Source organism: Streptomyces sp. WMMB 322 (assembly GCF_900090145.1).
In the GTDB taxonomy this organism is placed as follows: Bacteria; Actinomycetota; Actinomycetes; order Streptomycetales; family Streptomycetaceae; genus Streptomyces.
In genome coordinates, this window is sequence record NZ_FMHI01000004.1 from 261,334 (window position 1) to 275,591 (window position 14,258).

A 14,258-nucleotide genomic window follows, 5' to 3' on the forward strand; every position below is an offset into this window, starting at 1 on the left:
CGGCCTCCGCCGCACTCGCCCCGCGGGGAAGGGCGTTGACGCCGGCGCCTGCACCGCCCCGGACGCGGAAGGGCGCCGGCGCCGGGAAGTCCGGGCTCAGCCCGCCATGCAGGACGGGCCCAGCAGTTCCTTCAGGTCGCCGAAGAGAGCCGGATCGGGCGTGACCCGATGCCGGTCCAGCCGCAGGACCGTGGTCTTGCGGGCGCCCTGGAGCCGTACCCGCACCTCGCTGGAACCGCGATGGTGGGTGAGGACTTCGCCGAGCTTCTCCACCAGCGGTGGTGTGATCTTCACCGTCGGAATCGTGATCGTCACGGGCGCGCTGGCGGAGGCCTCGCTCAAGTCGGGAATCATCAGCTCCATCGCGACCAGACGCGGCACGTCCTCCCGCTTGTCCAGCCTCCCCTTGACGAAGACGACGGCGTCCTCGACGAGTTGGGTGGAGACGAGCTGGTAGGTCGCCGGGAAGAACATGCAGTCGATGGAGCCCGCCAGATCCTCCACGGTCGCGATCGCCCACGCGTTGCCCTGCTTGGTCATCTTCCGCTGCAGCCCGGAGATGATGCCGCCGATGGTGACGATCGCCCCGTCCGCGTGCTCGCCGCCGGTGAGCTGCGCGATGGCCGCGTCCGCCTTGTCGTTGAGGACGTGCTCCAGCCCGAACAGCGGGTGGTCGGAGACGTAGAGGCCGAGCATCTCCCGCTCCTGGGCGAGGAGGTACGTCTTTTCCCACTCCTCGTCGGAGAAGGTGACGTCGAGGCCGAAGCCGGGGGCGTCGTCGCCGTCACCGCCGAGGTCACCGAAGAGGTCGAACTGGCCCTCGGCCTCCTTGCGTTTGACCTGGACCACGTTGTCGATCATCGGCTCGAACTGGGCGGTCAGGCCCTTGCGCGTGTGTCCCATCTCGTCGAACGCGCCGGCCTTGATAAGGGATTCGACGGTCCGCTTGTTGCAGACGACGGATTCGACCTTGTCGAGGAAGTCGGGGAACGAGGTGTACTTCCCCTTCGCCTTGCGGCACTTGACGATCGAGTCCACCACGTTCTGCCCGACGTTCCGAACGGCGGTCAGGCCGAAGACGATGGTCGAGTCGTCCCGCGAGGTGAAGTTCGCCTCGGACTCGTTTACGTCCGGGGGGAGGACCTTGATGCCCATCTTGCGGCACTCGTTCAGATAGACCGCCGACTTGTCCTTGTCGTCGCGCACCGAGGTGAGCAGCGCCGACATGTATTCGGCCGGGTAGTTGGCCTTGAGGTAGGCCGTCCAGTACGTGACCAGTCCGTACGCCGAGGAGTGCGCCTTGTTGAAGGCGTAGCCGGCGAAGGGCACCAGCACGTCCCACACGGCCTGGATGGCCTCGTCGGAGTAGTTCCGGTCCCGCATGCCCTTCTGGAAGTTCACGAACTCCTTGTCGAGAACCTCCTTCTTCTTCTTGCCCATCGCCCGGCGCAGCAGGTCCGCCTGACCGAGCGAGTAGCCCGCGAGCACCTGCGCGGCCTTCTGCACCTGCTCCTGGTACACGATCAGGCCGTGCGTGATGTCGAGGACTTCCCTCAGCGGCTCCTCGAGCTCGGGGTGGATGGGAGTGATCTCCTGCTGGCCGTTCTTCCGCAGGGCGTAGTTGATGTGGCTGTTCATGCCCATCGGGCCCGGACGGTACAGAGCCGAGACGGCGGAGATGTCCTCGAAGTTGTCGGGCTTCATCATGCGAAGCAGCGAACGCATGGGGCCGCCGTCGAACTGGAAGACGCCCAGGGTGTCGCCGCGGCACAGCAGCTCGAACGTCTTCGGGTCGTCCAGCGGCAGGTCGAGCAGCTTGAGATCGACGTCCTTGTTCTTGCGGATCATCTTGACCGCGTCGTCCATGATCGTCAGGTTGCGCAGCCCGAGGAAGTCCATCTTCAGCAGGCCCAGCGCCTCACAGCTGGGGTAGTCCCACTGCGTGACCACCACGCCGTCGTTCTTCGGCGAGAAGACGGGCACGTGGTCGATGAGCCTCTCGCTGGACATGATCACACCGGCGGCGTGCACGCCCATCTGCCGCACCAGGCCCTCGATGCCGCGGGCCGCGTCGATCACCTTGGTGACGTCCGGCTCGTTCTCGTACATCGAGCGGATCTCGCCCGCCTCGCTGTAGCGCGGGTGGTCCTTGTCGGTGATGCCGGACAGCGGGATGCCCTTGCCGAGGACGTCGGCGGGCATCGCCTTGGTGATCCGGTCGCCCATCGCGTACGGGTAACCCAGCACGCGGGCCGAGTCCTTGATCGCGTTCTTCGCCTTGATGGTGCCGTAGGTGCCGATCATGGCGACCTTGTCCGCGCCGTACTTCTCCGTGACGTAGCGGATGACGTCGCCGCGCCTGCGCTCGTCGAAGTCGATGTCGACGTCGGGCATGGTGACGCGCTCGGGATTGAGGAACCGCTCGAAGATCAGGCCGTGGGTGACCGGGTCGAGGTCGGTGATGCCCATCGCGTAGGAGACGATCGAACCGGCGGCGGAACCACGGCCGGGCCCCACCGCGATGCCGTTGTCCTTCGCCCAGTTGATGAAGTCGGCGACGACGAGGAAGTACCCGGGAAAGCCCATCGAGATGATGACGTCCATCTCGTACTCGACCAGCTCCTGCCGGTCCTGGGGGACGCCGCCCGGGTAGCGGGTGGCCATCCCCCGCTTGACCTCCTCCTTGAACCAGGACACCTCGTCGTACCCCTCGGGCACGTCGAATCGGGGCATCAGGTTCTTGGTCTCGAACATCCCCGCGGTGTCGACCCGTTCGGCGATGAGGAGCTGCGTGTTGCGGCAGCCCTGCTGCCACACGTCCGAGGAGTCGATGGCGTACATCTCCTCGGCCGACTTGATGTAGTAGCCCGCGCCGTCGAAGCTGAAGCGGTCCGGGTCGGACAGGTTGCTGCCGGTCTGGATGCACAGCAGGGTGTCGTGCGCCGCGGACTCGTGCTCGTAGGTGTAGTGCGAGTCGTTGGTGACGACGAAGGGGGCGTCGATCTTCCTGGCCACCTCTTCCAGGCCCGCCCGTGCCCGCTTGTCGATGTCGATGCCGTGATCCATCAGCTCGACGAAGAAGTTCTCCTTGCCGAAGATGTCCTGGAACTCCCCGGCTGCCTTGACGGCCTCCTCCTGCTGCCCGAGACGGATCTTGGTGCTGACTTCGCCGGAGGGGCAGCCGGTGGTGGCCATCATCCCCTTCGCGTACTCGGCGAGCAGTTCGCGGTCCATCCGGGGCTTGCGGAAGAAGCCCTCCAGGCCGGCCCGCGACTGGGCGCGGTAGAGGTTGTGCAGACCCTCCTTGTCACGCGCCCACATCGTCATGTGCGTGTACGCACCGTTACCCGAGACGTCGTCGCGCTTCTGGTGAGGGGTGCCCCACTTGACCGGCCGCATGTTCCGCCGGTGGTCCGGGGCGACGTACGCCTCGATGCCCATGATCGGGGTGATCCCGGCGTCCGTGGCCTGGTGGAAGAAGTCGTAGGCACCGTGGAGGTTGCCGTGGTCCGTCATCGCGATGTGCGACATGCCCATCTCCTGGCATGCCTTGAACATGTCCTTCAGCCGCGCGGCGCCGTCCAGAAGCGAATACTGAGTGTGCACGTGCAGATGTGTGAACGGCTGGTCGGTCACGGCGCGGGCCACCTCCGGGCACGGATGCTGCTGGATCGGTTCCGGAGTCTACGACCCTCCACCGACACCCGCGGGCGCCGGCCGCCCGGCCCCAACTGACCGCCGGCGTCCGGGCGTACGGACCGCCGCGCCCTGCCGGACGCGCATCCCGCGGCTCCCCCGGCGCCGACCGCTGCGGCCCGTGCGAGAGCAATCCGGTGCGCTCCCCCGTCAGCTCCGGCACCACGACCCACCCCGATCGGGCGGTTTCCACGGCTGCGCAGCAGACCGGCGCGGAGGCGCGCGCCGAGCAGATCCTCGAGGTCTTCGACAGCGCCTTCGGAGAGCTGTTGGCCGCCGACCCGGCCGCCTTCCAGGTCAAGTTCCGGAAGATGACCGCGTCCGCGTTCGCCTTCTGCCGGGGGACGGCCTGTCTCTTCTACGCGGACGTCACCGATCTACGCGGACGTCACCGAGGACGACAAGGAAGGGCCGGGCCGCGCCGGCCCGCAACGGCCGGATCCCCGGCCTGCAGGCCCCTTACGCCGTAGGCACGTAGACCCCGCAGCCCCTGTAGGCCTCCCAGATTCCACCGGGCCCGTCGGCGCATCCGCGGTCCGCGGCCGGGAACGGCGGGGAGCGGGGCAATTCACGGTCCGCTTTTAGAGACCCCTTACCCCTCCGCATGGCACACTTCCGGCGATGGACATGGGTGCGGCAAGCATACGGACGGTACGCGCGGTGGTCTTCACCGTGCTGTGCGTCACGCTGTCCGCAGGATCCCACGTCCTGCTCTCGGGGATGCCGCTCCCCGTCGGCCCGCTGCTGGCGGTCACCGGCGTGATCTTCCTGCTGGCCTTCGCCCTCGCCGACCGCGAGCGCGGCTACGGACGCATCGCCGGGGTACTGATCCCGCTGGAACTGCTCGCCGACACCGTCTTCACCTCCGGTCAGCACGCCTGTTACGGGCAGGCGGGCGGTCCCGTCACCGGTCCGCTGCGCACCCTCGGCGTCGACCTGCTGTGCGGCGGCACCGGCATCGGCACCCCGCTCGCCGACCTCGCTTCGCAGGGCGCTTCCGGCCGGACCGAGGGCCTGGCCCACGGTGGCCTGGCGCAGCTGGGCCCACTGGAGGCCGGCCCGTCGGCGACGCCGTTCGTGCTGCTCGCGGCCCACGTCGCGGTCGGGCTCATGGCCGCCGCCTGGCTCCGCCGGGGTGAGGCGGCACTGGCCGGGCTGCTGCGCGCCGCCTCGGTCACCGCCTTCCGGCCGCTGCGGACGGCGTTCGCAGCCGGCTCCCGTACGTACGAGTGCGGGGAACCCGCGCCCGCCCCGCGGTCGCTGCCCGTTCTGGGCCCGCGTGCGCTGCCGCTGCTCACCCACTCCGTGCACCGACGAGGACCGCCGCAGGTCGCGCTCGCAGCCTGAACAGGACCCGACCCGGGCAACAGGCGCGCGAGCCGACCGGTACGAGACCGTCCATCGTCGTCCCCACGCACACCGCGTACATCACCACGGAGAAGAAACCCATGAGCAAGCGCAACAGCCAGGAAGCCAAGCGCGCCGCCCGCGATCGGCTGCGCGCGGAGCGTGAACGGCAGGCGAAGAAGGACAAGATGCGCCGGCAGGCGCTGGTCGGCGTCGCGGTCCTCGCCGTCCTCGCCGTGGCCGGCGGCATCTTCTTCGCCGTCACGAAGCTGACCGCCCCCAGTGACTGGGAGGCGGCCAAGGACCAGAAGCTGGTCAAGCCCGCGAACTCCTCGGGCAAGGACGGTCAGGACATCGTCATCGGCGACGGGAAGAAGACCGTCGACGTCTACGAGGACCTCCGCTGCCCCGCCTGCGCGCAGTTCGAGCAGGCCGCGGGCAAGATCCTCGTCAAGGGCGCCGAGGAGGACAAGTACAAGCTCAAGGTGCACCTGGGAGCCCTGATCGACGGCAACCTCGGCGGTGACGGCTCGAAGAACGCCATCAGCGCCCTGGGGGCCGCGCTCGACGTGAACAAGGACGCGTTCCGCGACTACAAGGACGCGATGTACTCGTCGAAGTTCCACCCCGAGGAGAGCCAGGACAAGTTCGCCGATGACGACTACCTGCTCGAGGTCGCGGACTCGGTCCCAGCGCTGAAGAACAACGCGGGCTTCAAGAAGTCCCTCGAGAACGGCACGTACGACAAGTGGGCGCTCGCCATGGTCGAGGACTTCAAGAAGAGCGAGGTCCAGGGCACGCCCACGATCCGGATCGACGGCAAGGACGTCGACCAGCAGCAGCTCCCGGCCGAGCTGCAGAAGCTGGGCGTGAAGCTCACGCCTCCGAAGCAGTAACGGCGGCGGGGGTGGCGGCGGGCTCGCCCCGCCGCCACCCTGAACCGCTGTGCCGCGCAGGGCTGTTCGTGCGGACCTTGGTCCGTGGGGTGCGACCTGCTGCGACCTGCTGCGACCTGCTCGATTTCACGTCCTGTGAACGAACATGCCCCGGCGGGCAGTTGAACTCTTGCGAGTGACCTGCCCACCGGGGCTACTTGTGCGTAACATCTGAGTCCGTGACAAACACACATAGTGAGTCCCCGACTTCGGTCCCCGCGGAGAGACCCTCCCCCGGGCACCCCAGGCGCCGCACCGTCGTTGCGGCCACCGCCGCGTCAGCGGCCCTCCTCCCCCTCGTCGGCGGCACGCCCGTCGCCCACGCCGCCGAGGGCCCCGCCTTCCTCCACGGCGTCGCCTCCGGCGACCCGCTGCCCGACGGCGTCCTGCTGTGGACGCGGGTCACTCCCACCGCGGACGCCGTTCCCGGGTCGGGCAAGGGCGGCCCCGTGACGGTGACATGGGAAGTCGCGGAGGACGAGGGCTTCGGCAAGGTCGTCGCCCACGGCACCGTCACCGCCGCAGCCGCGAGCGACCACACCGTGAAGGCGGACGTACGCGGACTGGCCGCGGACACCGCCTACTGGTTCCGCTTCGCTGCGGGCGGCGTGAACTCCCCGGCCGGCCGCACCCGCACGGCCCCCGCCGAAGACGCCGACCCCGCCCGGCTGCGCTTCGGCGTGGTCTCGTGTGCGAGCTACGAGGCCGGCTGGTTCGCTTCGTACCGGCATCTGGCCGCGCGCGCGGACCTGCACGCCGTCCTGCACCTCGGCGACTACATCTACGAGTACGGCCACGAGGAGTACCCCCTTCAGGGGGGCGCGCTGCGCACCGTACAGCCCGAGCACGAGACCATCACCCTCGCCGACTACCGCGCCCGGCACGCGCACCACAAACTCGATCCCGATCTGCAGGCGATGCACGCGGCCCACGCCCTCATCGCCATCTGGGACGACCACGAGATCGCCAACGACACCTGGTCGGGCGGCGCGGAGAACCACACGCCCGGCGAGGAGGGCGAGTGGGCGGACCGGCAACAAGCCGCCAAACAGGCCTACTTCGAGTGGATGCCGGTACGCACCTCCACGGAGGGCACCACGTACCGCCGCCTGCGCTTCGGACGGCTCGCCGATCTGCACCTGCTCGACCTGCGCTCCTTCCGCGACAAGCAGGCCTCCATCGGCGACGGCGACGTCATCGACGACCCCGAACGCACCATCACGGGACGCAAGCAGCTGGACTGGCTCAAGTCCGGGCTGACCTCCTCGACCGCTCGCTGGCGCATGGTCGGCACCTCCGTGATGATCTCCCCGGTCGCCTTCGGCTCCGTGCCGGCCCATCTGCTCGGCCCGCTCGCGGAGTTGCTGGGCATCCCGAAGGAGGGCCTGGCCCTCAACGTCGACCAGTGGGACGGCTACACGGACGACCGGCGGGAACTGCTCACGCACCTGCGCGACCAGCGCATCGACAACACCGTCTTCCTCACTGGCGACATCCACATGGCCTTCGCCAACGAGGTCCCCGTCAAGGCCGCGACGTACCCCCAGGACGAGCCGGTGGCCACGGAGTTCGTCGTCGCGTCCGTCACGTCCGACAATCTCGACGACATCATCCATGCCGCGCCCGACACCGTCTCGACGGTCGCGGAGGCCGCCGTCAGGGCCACCAACCGCCACGTGCGCTGGCTCGACATGGACTCGCACGGCTACGGCGTCCTCGACGTCGACTCCGAGCGGGCGCACATGGACTACTTCGTCCTCTCGGACAAGACCGACAAGAACGCGACCAGCGAGGTCCGCCGCTCCTACCGCACGCTTTCCGGCACCAGTCGCCTGGAGAAGGCGGACGGCCCGCTGGGCGCCTGACCGGCCGGAGACGGGCCGGGACCGTCGTCGTCAGGGTGCCGCCGTCAGACGGCTCGGCCGGCGGCGTTCGCACGGCGACGGTGACGGTGACGGTCCGGTGCAGGGCCCCGGTCCCGGAGCCGGCGGTCCCGGCCGGGCCGCGCCGGGCCCGGAAAGCTCAACACGGCGCGGCCCCCGGGCGGTTGGCCCTGCCCAGCACCCGGGGGCCACGGGCACCGGGGCGCCTCTACACGCCGTCGAGGAAGCCCAGCACCGTGCGCCAGGTGCGCTCGGACGCCTCCGCGTCGTAATCGTCCAGATCCTCGTCGGTGAAGAGATGTCCCGCTCCCGCGTACCGGAAGACCTCGACGTCCGCTCCGGCCCGTCGCATCCGCAGGTACCAGGCGTTCAGCCAGTCGTGCGGCTCGAAGGGATCCGGGTCGGCGACGTGCAGCTGTACGGGGAGATCGTCCACGGCGGCGTCCTCCGGAAGGTCCGACGTGCCGTGCAGGAGCAGCAGCGCCCGGGCACGGTCGTCGGCGAGGGCGAGGTTCTGTGCGACGGAACCGCCCAGTGAGAAGCCCGCGTAGACGAGGCCGCGCTCGGAAAGCGGTGCCGTGACGGTGACGGCGCGCATCAGCAGTTCGTCCCGGCCGATCTCGTCCTTCAGCTCCGCGCCCTCCTCGACGGTGCCGGCCGTGCGCCCCTCGAACAGGTCGGGAGTGTGCACCTCGTGACCGGCGGCCCGCAACCGGTCCGCCGCCCTGTGCACGGCGGGTCGCAGCCCGTGGACGGAGTGGAACAGAACGACGGTGGCCAAAATGTCACTTCCCTCACATAGCACCCGGGGCCCGGTTCCGGATCGGGCCACCGAACATGGTGGCAGGTACCGTCGTCAGTGCCCGTCAACCCCCGAGGAGTCATCCCGTCATGGAGAACGTGCTACGCCCGCTCATCGTGTTCGGCGGTGCGATCGTGCTCGCGTTCGCCATCGCGTGGGGCGTGGACCGCCTGCTGCGCCGCATAGACGCCCGGCACCCGGAGACGCCGCTTTGGGGGCTGCTGCGGAGCGGGCGGGTGCCGCTGCAGGCCGTGGTCTTCGTGGCCCTCCTGAACGTCTTCTACGACCAGGCGGAGATCGCACGCAGCTACCGCCCGACGGTCAACCTGTGGCTGCACATCATCCTCATCGCGGCCACGGCATGGCTGGTCCTGCGGGTTCTCGCCGCCGTGGTGGAGACGACCACCGCCCGGTACGCCGGGGTGGCGCACGACCCGGCGCGCGCACGGCGCGTGAAGACCCAGCTCACGCTGATCCAGCGCCTGGTCACCACGGTCGTCGTCGTCATCGCGGCCTCCGCCATCCTGTTGCAGTTCCCGGCGATGAGGACGCTCGGCACCTCGATGCTCGCGTCCGCGGGTGTGCTGGGAATCGTCGCCGGTATCGCCGCCCAGGCCACTTTGGGCAACCTCTTCGCCGGCCTGTCCATCGCCTTCGGCGACATGGTCCGCATCGGCGACGAGGTCGTGGTCGACGGGGAACTGGGCACGGTGGACGAGATCACCGTCTCCTACCTGGTGCTGCGCACATGGGACGAACGGCGCATCACGATGCCGGTCTCGTACTTCACGAGCAAGCCGTTCGAGAACTGGTCGCGCGGCGGCCCGCAGATGACCGGCACGGTCCTTCTGCAGCTGGACCACTCCGCCCCGGTCGCGGAGATCCGCAGGCGGACCGAGGAGCTGGTGCGGGCCAACGACTACTGGGACGGCCGCAGTTGGAGCCTCGTCGTCACCGACGCCACCCACACCACCATCGAGGTGCGCGCTGCCGTCTCCGCCCGTACGTCCGACGATCTGTGGACGCTCCGCTGCAACCTTCGTGAACAGCTGCTCGACTGGCTCCGGCGTGAACATCCGTACGCGCTGCCGGGTATCCGGCTCTCTTCCGCGGGCGATCCCCCGGGGCCGTACTCCGACTCCAGCTCCGACAACGGACACCTGGAAGGCCGCAACAACCGCAGCGGCAGGCTCTCCTGACCCTGGGCCTGTTACCGGGCCGTGTTACCGGTCTCTGTTTCCGGGCCCTGGTCCCTGCCCTGCCCGCGGGCAGGGACGTGCTCTACGCATCGTGCCCCGAACCCGCGGGCGGGCCGCCCGGGGCCGCCCGCTCCGCGTCGCCGTCTCAGAACCGGAAGCTGCGCAGATCGAGCTGGTGCAGGACGCGGTCGCACACCTCCGGGTCCACACCGGGCTCGCTGCGCGCGGCGAGGACCTCGTGCCGGGCGGCGGAGAGCAGCTCAGCGTTGAGCCGGTGCATCTTCTTCATCCGGGCGGTACGCATGGCGTGCGCCTCCCGGCGTTCGTGCTCCACGATGTCCGGCGAGATGCGCGCGCCCACGTCGTGAGCACGACGCAGCAGTGCCTCGGACACCTCCTCCGGAAGGTCCTCGTCCTCCTCGACCTGCCGCACGCGCCGCCGCGCCGCCTTCGCGCACCTCATGGCCAGCTGCCGCTCCAGCTCCCGCTCGGCGGCGCTGTCGGACTTCACGTGCAGGCGCTGGACCAGCCAGGGAAGGGTCAGCCCCTGGAGCAGGAGCGTGGCCAGGACGACAGCGAAGGCGATGAACAGGATGGCGTCCCGCGCGGGAAAGCTGCCGCCGCCGTCCACCGTCAGCGGCACGGCGAGCGCCAGCGCCACAGAGGCCACGCCGCGCATGCCGGCCCACCACACGACCGTCGTCTCACGCCAGGTGAGCGGGATGTCCTCGTCCAGGTCCTTGCGCCGGTGCAACCGCTTGGCCAGCCACGCCGCGGGCAGGAGCCACACCAGCCGCAGCACGACAACCACGGCGATCACGGCGAGCGCCGCCGGCAGCAGCTCGTCCCATCGTCCGCGCACGGGGCCGACGACGGCGGCGAGTTCGAGCCCGATCAGGCCGAAGGCGACGCCGGTGACGAGCGTGTCGACGATCGACCAGAAGCTCTGACCGACCAGCCGCCCCTGCACGTCGTCCGCGTCCACTGCACGCCCGGAGGAGAGATACAGGGCGGTCATCAGCACCGCCAGCACGCCGGAGCCCTTCAGCTCCTCGGCCAGGACGTAGGAGGCGAAGGGCACCAGCAGCGTGAGACCCGTCTGCAGCGTCGCGTCCCCGAGGAACCCGGCGAGCTTGTTCGCCGCCCACCCCAGCGCGAGTCCGACCGCCACCGCGACGACCGCGGAGAGGACCAGCTCGCCGATCGCGCCGCTCACGGAGAAGGTCCCGGTGACGGCCGCCGCGACGGCGACGTGGTAGAGGGTGATCGCCGTGACGTCGTTGAAGAGGCCCTCGCCCTCCAGGATCGACACCAGCCGCCGCGGCAGCCCCAGCCGCCCGGCGACCGACGTCGCCGCGACGGGATCGGGCGGTGCGACGAGCGCCCCCAGCGCCACGGCACCCGCCAGGCCCAGCCCCGGCACAAGCGCGTTGGCCACTGCCGCGACAGCCGCGGTGGTCACGAAGACCAGCGCCACCGCCAGCAGGAATATGGGCCGCCTGTTCGCCGCGAACTGGCGCCAGGACGTGCGTTGGACGGCCGCGTAGAGCAGGGGCGGCAGCACCAGCGGAAGAATGAACTCCGGCGGCACCTCGACGTCCGGCACGAAGGGCAGCAGCGCGAGGACACCGCCGAGCAGCGTCATCAGCACCGGAGCGGGCACACCTATTCGGTCCGCCACGGGAACGGTCAGAACGGCACCGAGCAGCAGGGCGAAGAGCAGCGCGAGCTGGTCCATGCTCAGGCGCTTTCGGAACGGACGATGTCCAGTGCCTTCTGCAGGTCCTCCGGGTAGTCGCTCTCGTACTCCACCCGGCTCCCGTCGGACGGGTGCTCGAAGCCGAGCCTGACCGCGTGCAGCCACTGCCGCTCCAGCCGCAGGCGCTTGGCGAGCTTCGGGTCGGCCCCGTAGGTGAGGTCGCCGACGCACGGGTGCCTGTGCGCGGACATGTGCACGCGGATCTGGTGCGTACGGCCGGTCTCCAGCTTGATGTCGAGGAGGCTGGCGGCACGGAACGCCTCGATCAGGTCGTAGTGCGTCACGGACGGCTTGCCCTGAGCCGTGACCGCCCACTTGTAGTCGTGCTGCGGGTGCCGTCCGACGGGGGCGTCGATCGTGCCGCTGAGCGGGTCGGGGTGCCCCTGCACGAGCGCGTGGTACCGCTTGTCGACGGTCCGCTCCCTGAACTGCTGCTTCAGCAGGGTGTACGCACGCTCGGACTTGGCGACGACCATGAGCCCCGAAGTGCCCACGTCGAGGCGGTGCACGATGCCCTGCCGCTCGGCCGCGCCGGAGGTGGCGACGGAGTACCCGGCCGCGGCCAGCCCGCCGATCACCGTCGGACCGCTCCAGCCGGGGCTCGGGTGCGCGGCGACGCCCACGGGCTTGTCGACCACCACGAGGTCGGCGTCGTCATGGACCACGGTCATGCCCTCGACGGGCTCCGCCACGATCCGCACCGGCTCGGGCGGAGGCGGCAGTTCCACCTCCAGCCACGCTCCCCCGTGGACCCGGTCGGACTTGCCGGCCGCGGAACCGTCCAGCAACACCTTGCCGTCTGCGGCCAGTTCGGCCGCCTTCGTGCGGGAGAAGCCGAACATCCTGGCAATGGCGGCGTCGACGCGCTCGCCCTCGAGGCCGTCCGGTACGGGCAGGGTGCGGGTTTCGGGGATCGTGCTCACCCGATCGAGTATGCCGGATGCCCGGATGCTCTCCGTCGTCGCGGCCCGACTCCGCGCATCGGCGGGCGGTGTCCCTGAGCGCTCCGGTGCCGGTCAGTCCCGGTGCACGGTCCCGTCGGGGTCGAGACCCCGGAAGGAGAGGATCACGATCAGAATGCCACCGCAGACGATCGCCGAGTCCGCGAGATTGAAGACCGCGAAGTGCGTGGGTGCGATGAAGTCCACGACGGCGCCCTGGAAGACGCCCGGCGAACGGAAGACGCGGTCTGTGAGATTCCCGAACGCCCCGCCCAGCAGCAGCCCCAGCGCGATCGCCCACGGAACGCTGTAGAGCCGCCTCGCGATGCGCGCGATGACGACGATCACCACGGCCGCGATGGCCGTCAGGACGATGGTGAGTGCCTCGCCGATACCGAAGGCCGCGCCGCGGTTACGCACCACGTCCAGCTGAAGCACCGTGCCGATCACCTGGATCGGTGCATGGTGCTCCAGGTTCGCGACCACGATCAGCTTGCTGATCAGATCGAACGCGTAGGCGAGGGCGGCCACGGAGATCAGGACACCGACCCGGCGTCTGCCGCGGTGGGCGGCCTGTGCGTCGCCGCCGGAACCGTCGGCGGGCTCTTGTGTGGCCTCGTCAGGAGTACCGATAGTCCGCTCCACCTCTGTCACCCGACGAGGGTACGACATATGAGGACGGTAGCGGCCCCCTTCGCCCCCCACCCGCCCCTCCGGCACCTAGCGCCGCTCCTGCTGCTGCTTGCACTCCACGCACAGCGTCGCCCGGGGAAACGCCTGCATCCGGGCCTTGCCGATCGGATTGCCGCAGTTCTCGCAGAGCCCGTACGTACCGGCGTCGAGCCGCTCGATGGCCCGCTCGGTCTGGTACAGCATCTCGCGGGCGTTGGCCGCCAGGGCCATCTCGTGCTCACGCGTGATGTTCTTGGTGCCGGTGTCGGCGTCGTCGTCGCCTGCGCCGTCGCCCGAGTCCCGCATGAGCCCGTCGAGAGCTTCGCCGGAGGCAACCAGTTCGTCGCGCAGCCGCTGAGCCTCGCTCTGCAGTTCGCCGCGGGCCTCCTCGACCTCTTCGGGCGTCCACGGCTCCTCCCCCGCCCGTACGGCGAGTTCGCCCGGTTCCGCAGGAGCGGCGACCGCCCGCGCCGTGGGGACCTTCTCGGTCTTCGCCACCGGAGTCTTCTTCGCAGCCACCTTCTCGGCTCCCGTCGTCTGCTTCTTCGCGGCCGTCTTCTTGGGCGCGGCCTTCTTCGCCGCGGCCTTCTTCGCTGGGGCCTTCTTCGCCGCAGTCTTCTTCGCCGCGGCCTTCTTCGCTGAGGTCTTCCTGGATCCTGTCTTCCTCGCCGAGGTCTTCTTCGCGGGCACCTCCCCCTCCGCCGCGGTCTTCCCCGTCTTCCCGGCTGCGCTCTTCCTCGCCGTCGCCTTCTTCGGTGCCGTCTTGCCGGCCGCAGAGGACTTCTTCGTGGCCGCGGCCTTCTTCGTGGACTTGTCAGCAGCTGCCGGATCACTCGCGGCAGATCCTTTCGCCACCATGGCCGTGGCCCCTTCACATATTGTGATCTTGCTCGCGAAACGTGACCGGAACGATAAATCGACTCCGAACGCTCGACAACGGGGGCACGCCGGTCTCCAATCCGTTGTGCCCCGCCCGGCCCCGCGAAAACCGGCCCTCCGCAGCCCGCCGAGCCCCTTACACTGG

Annotated in this window: 10 protein-coding genes and 1 pseudogene; 5 read left to right on the forward strand and 6 right to left on the reverse strand. The window is 69.5% G+C overall.

What is annotated here, in order from left to right:
* Window positions 1-96: 96 nt before the first annotated feature.
* Window positions 97-3,636 (reverse strand): DNA polymerase III subunit alpha, encoded by a 3,540-nt coding sequence (dnaE, locus tag H180DRAFT_RS09185; protein ID WP_055485636.1) that lies wholly within the window; start codon window positions 3,634-3,636, stop codon window positions 97-99.
* Window positions 3,637-3,929: 293 nt separating this feature from the next.
* On the opposite strand from dnaE, the pseudogene H180DRAFT_RS29040 reads away from it, so the two are divergent.
* The 4 genes and pseudogenes from H180DRAFT_RS29040 to H180DRAFT_RS09205 all read left to right on the forward strand — a co-directional run.
* Window positions 3,930-4,067, forward strand: a pseudogene (locus H180DRAFT_RS29040) (DUF2252 family protein); the annotation flags it as partial.
* A gap of 250 nt (window positions 4,068-4,317) precedes the next feature.
* Complete coding sequence (locus H180DRAFT_RS09195; protein ID WP_055485488.1) at window positions 4,318-5,043, forward strand: hypothetical protein; 726 nt, start codon at window positions 4,318-4,320, stop codon at window positions 5,041-5,043.
* Between the two features lie 101 nt (window positions 5,044-5,144).
* A complete protein-coding gene (locus H180DRAFT_RS09200) occupies window positions 5,145-5,939 on the forward strand; it encodes a thioredoxin domain-containing protein (RefSeq protein WP_055485489.1) in 795 nt (264 codons plus the stop codon).
* 218 nt (window positions 5,940-6,157) lie between these two features.
* A complete protein-coding gene (locus H180DRAFT_RS09205) occupies window positions 6,158-7,843 on the forward strand; it encodes an alkaline phosphatase D family protein (RefSeq protein ID WP_055485490.1) in 1,686 nt (561 codons plus the stop codon).
* A 226-nt stretch (window positions 7,844-8,069) separates the two neighbouring features.
* On the opposite strand, the gene H180DRAFT_RS09210 is transcribed toward H180DRAFT_RS09205, so the two are convergent.
* Entirely contained in the window at window positions 8,070-8,642 is a 573-nt protein-coding gene (locus H180DRAFT_RS09210; protein WP_055485491.1) for a dienelactone hydrolase family protein, read from the reverse strand.
* A 110-nt stretch (window positions 8,643-8,752) separates the two neighbouring features.
* Between H180DRAFT_RS09210 and H180DRAFT_RS09215 the strand changes: the two genes are divergently transcribed.
* Window positions 8,753-9,862 carry a mechanosensitive ion channel family protein gene (locus H180DRAFT_RS09215; RefSeq protein ID WP_055485492.1) on the forward strand — a complete coding sequence of 370 codons (1,110 nt, stop codon included), beginning with the start codon at window positions 8,753-8,755 and terminating at the stop codon, window positions 9,860-9,862.
* A 145-nt stretch (window positions 9,863-10,007) separates the two neighbouring features.
* On the opposite strand, the gene H180DRAFT_RS09220 is transcribed toward H180DRAFT_RS09215, so the two are convergent.
* The 4 genes from H180DRAFT_RS09220 to H180DRAFT_RS09235 all read right to left on the reverse strand — a co-directional run bounded on the left by H180DRAFT_RS09220 (window position 10,008) and on the right by H180DRAFT_RS09235 (window position 14,092).
* Window positions 10,008-11,600, reverse strand: coding sequence for a Na+/H+ antiporter (locus tag H180DRAFT_RS09220; protein WP_055485493.1), 1,593 nt, complete (start codon window positions 11,598-11,600; stop codon window positions 10,008-10,010).
* A gap of 2 nt (window positions 11,601-11,602) precedes the next feature.
* Window positions 11,603-12,544, reverse strand: a complete 942-nt coding sequence (locus tag H180DRAFT_RS09225) for an RluA family pseudouridine synthase (RefSeq protein ID WP_055485494.1) — start codon at window positions 12,542-12,544, stop codon at window positions 11,603-11,605.
* Between the two features lie 93 nt (window positions 12,545-12,637).
* Window positions 12,638-13,216: a signal peptidase II gene (gene lspA / locus H180DRAFT_RS09230; protein WP_055485495.1), complete on the reverse strand. Its 579-nt coding sequence runs from the start codon at window positions 13,214-13,216 to the stop codon at window positions 12,638-12,640.
* A 66-nt stretch (window positions 13,217-13,282) separates the two neighbouring features.
* Entirely contained in the window at window positions 13,283-14,092 is an 810-nt protein-coding gene (locus tag H180DRAFT_RS09235) for a TraR/DksA family transcriptional regulator (protein WP_055485496.1), read from the reverse strand.
* Window positions 14,093-14,258 lie beyond the last annotated feature (166 nt).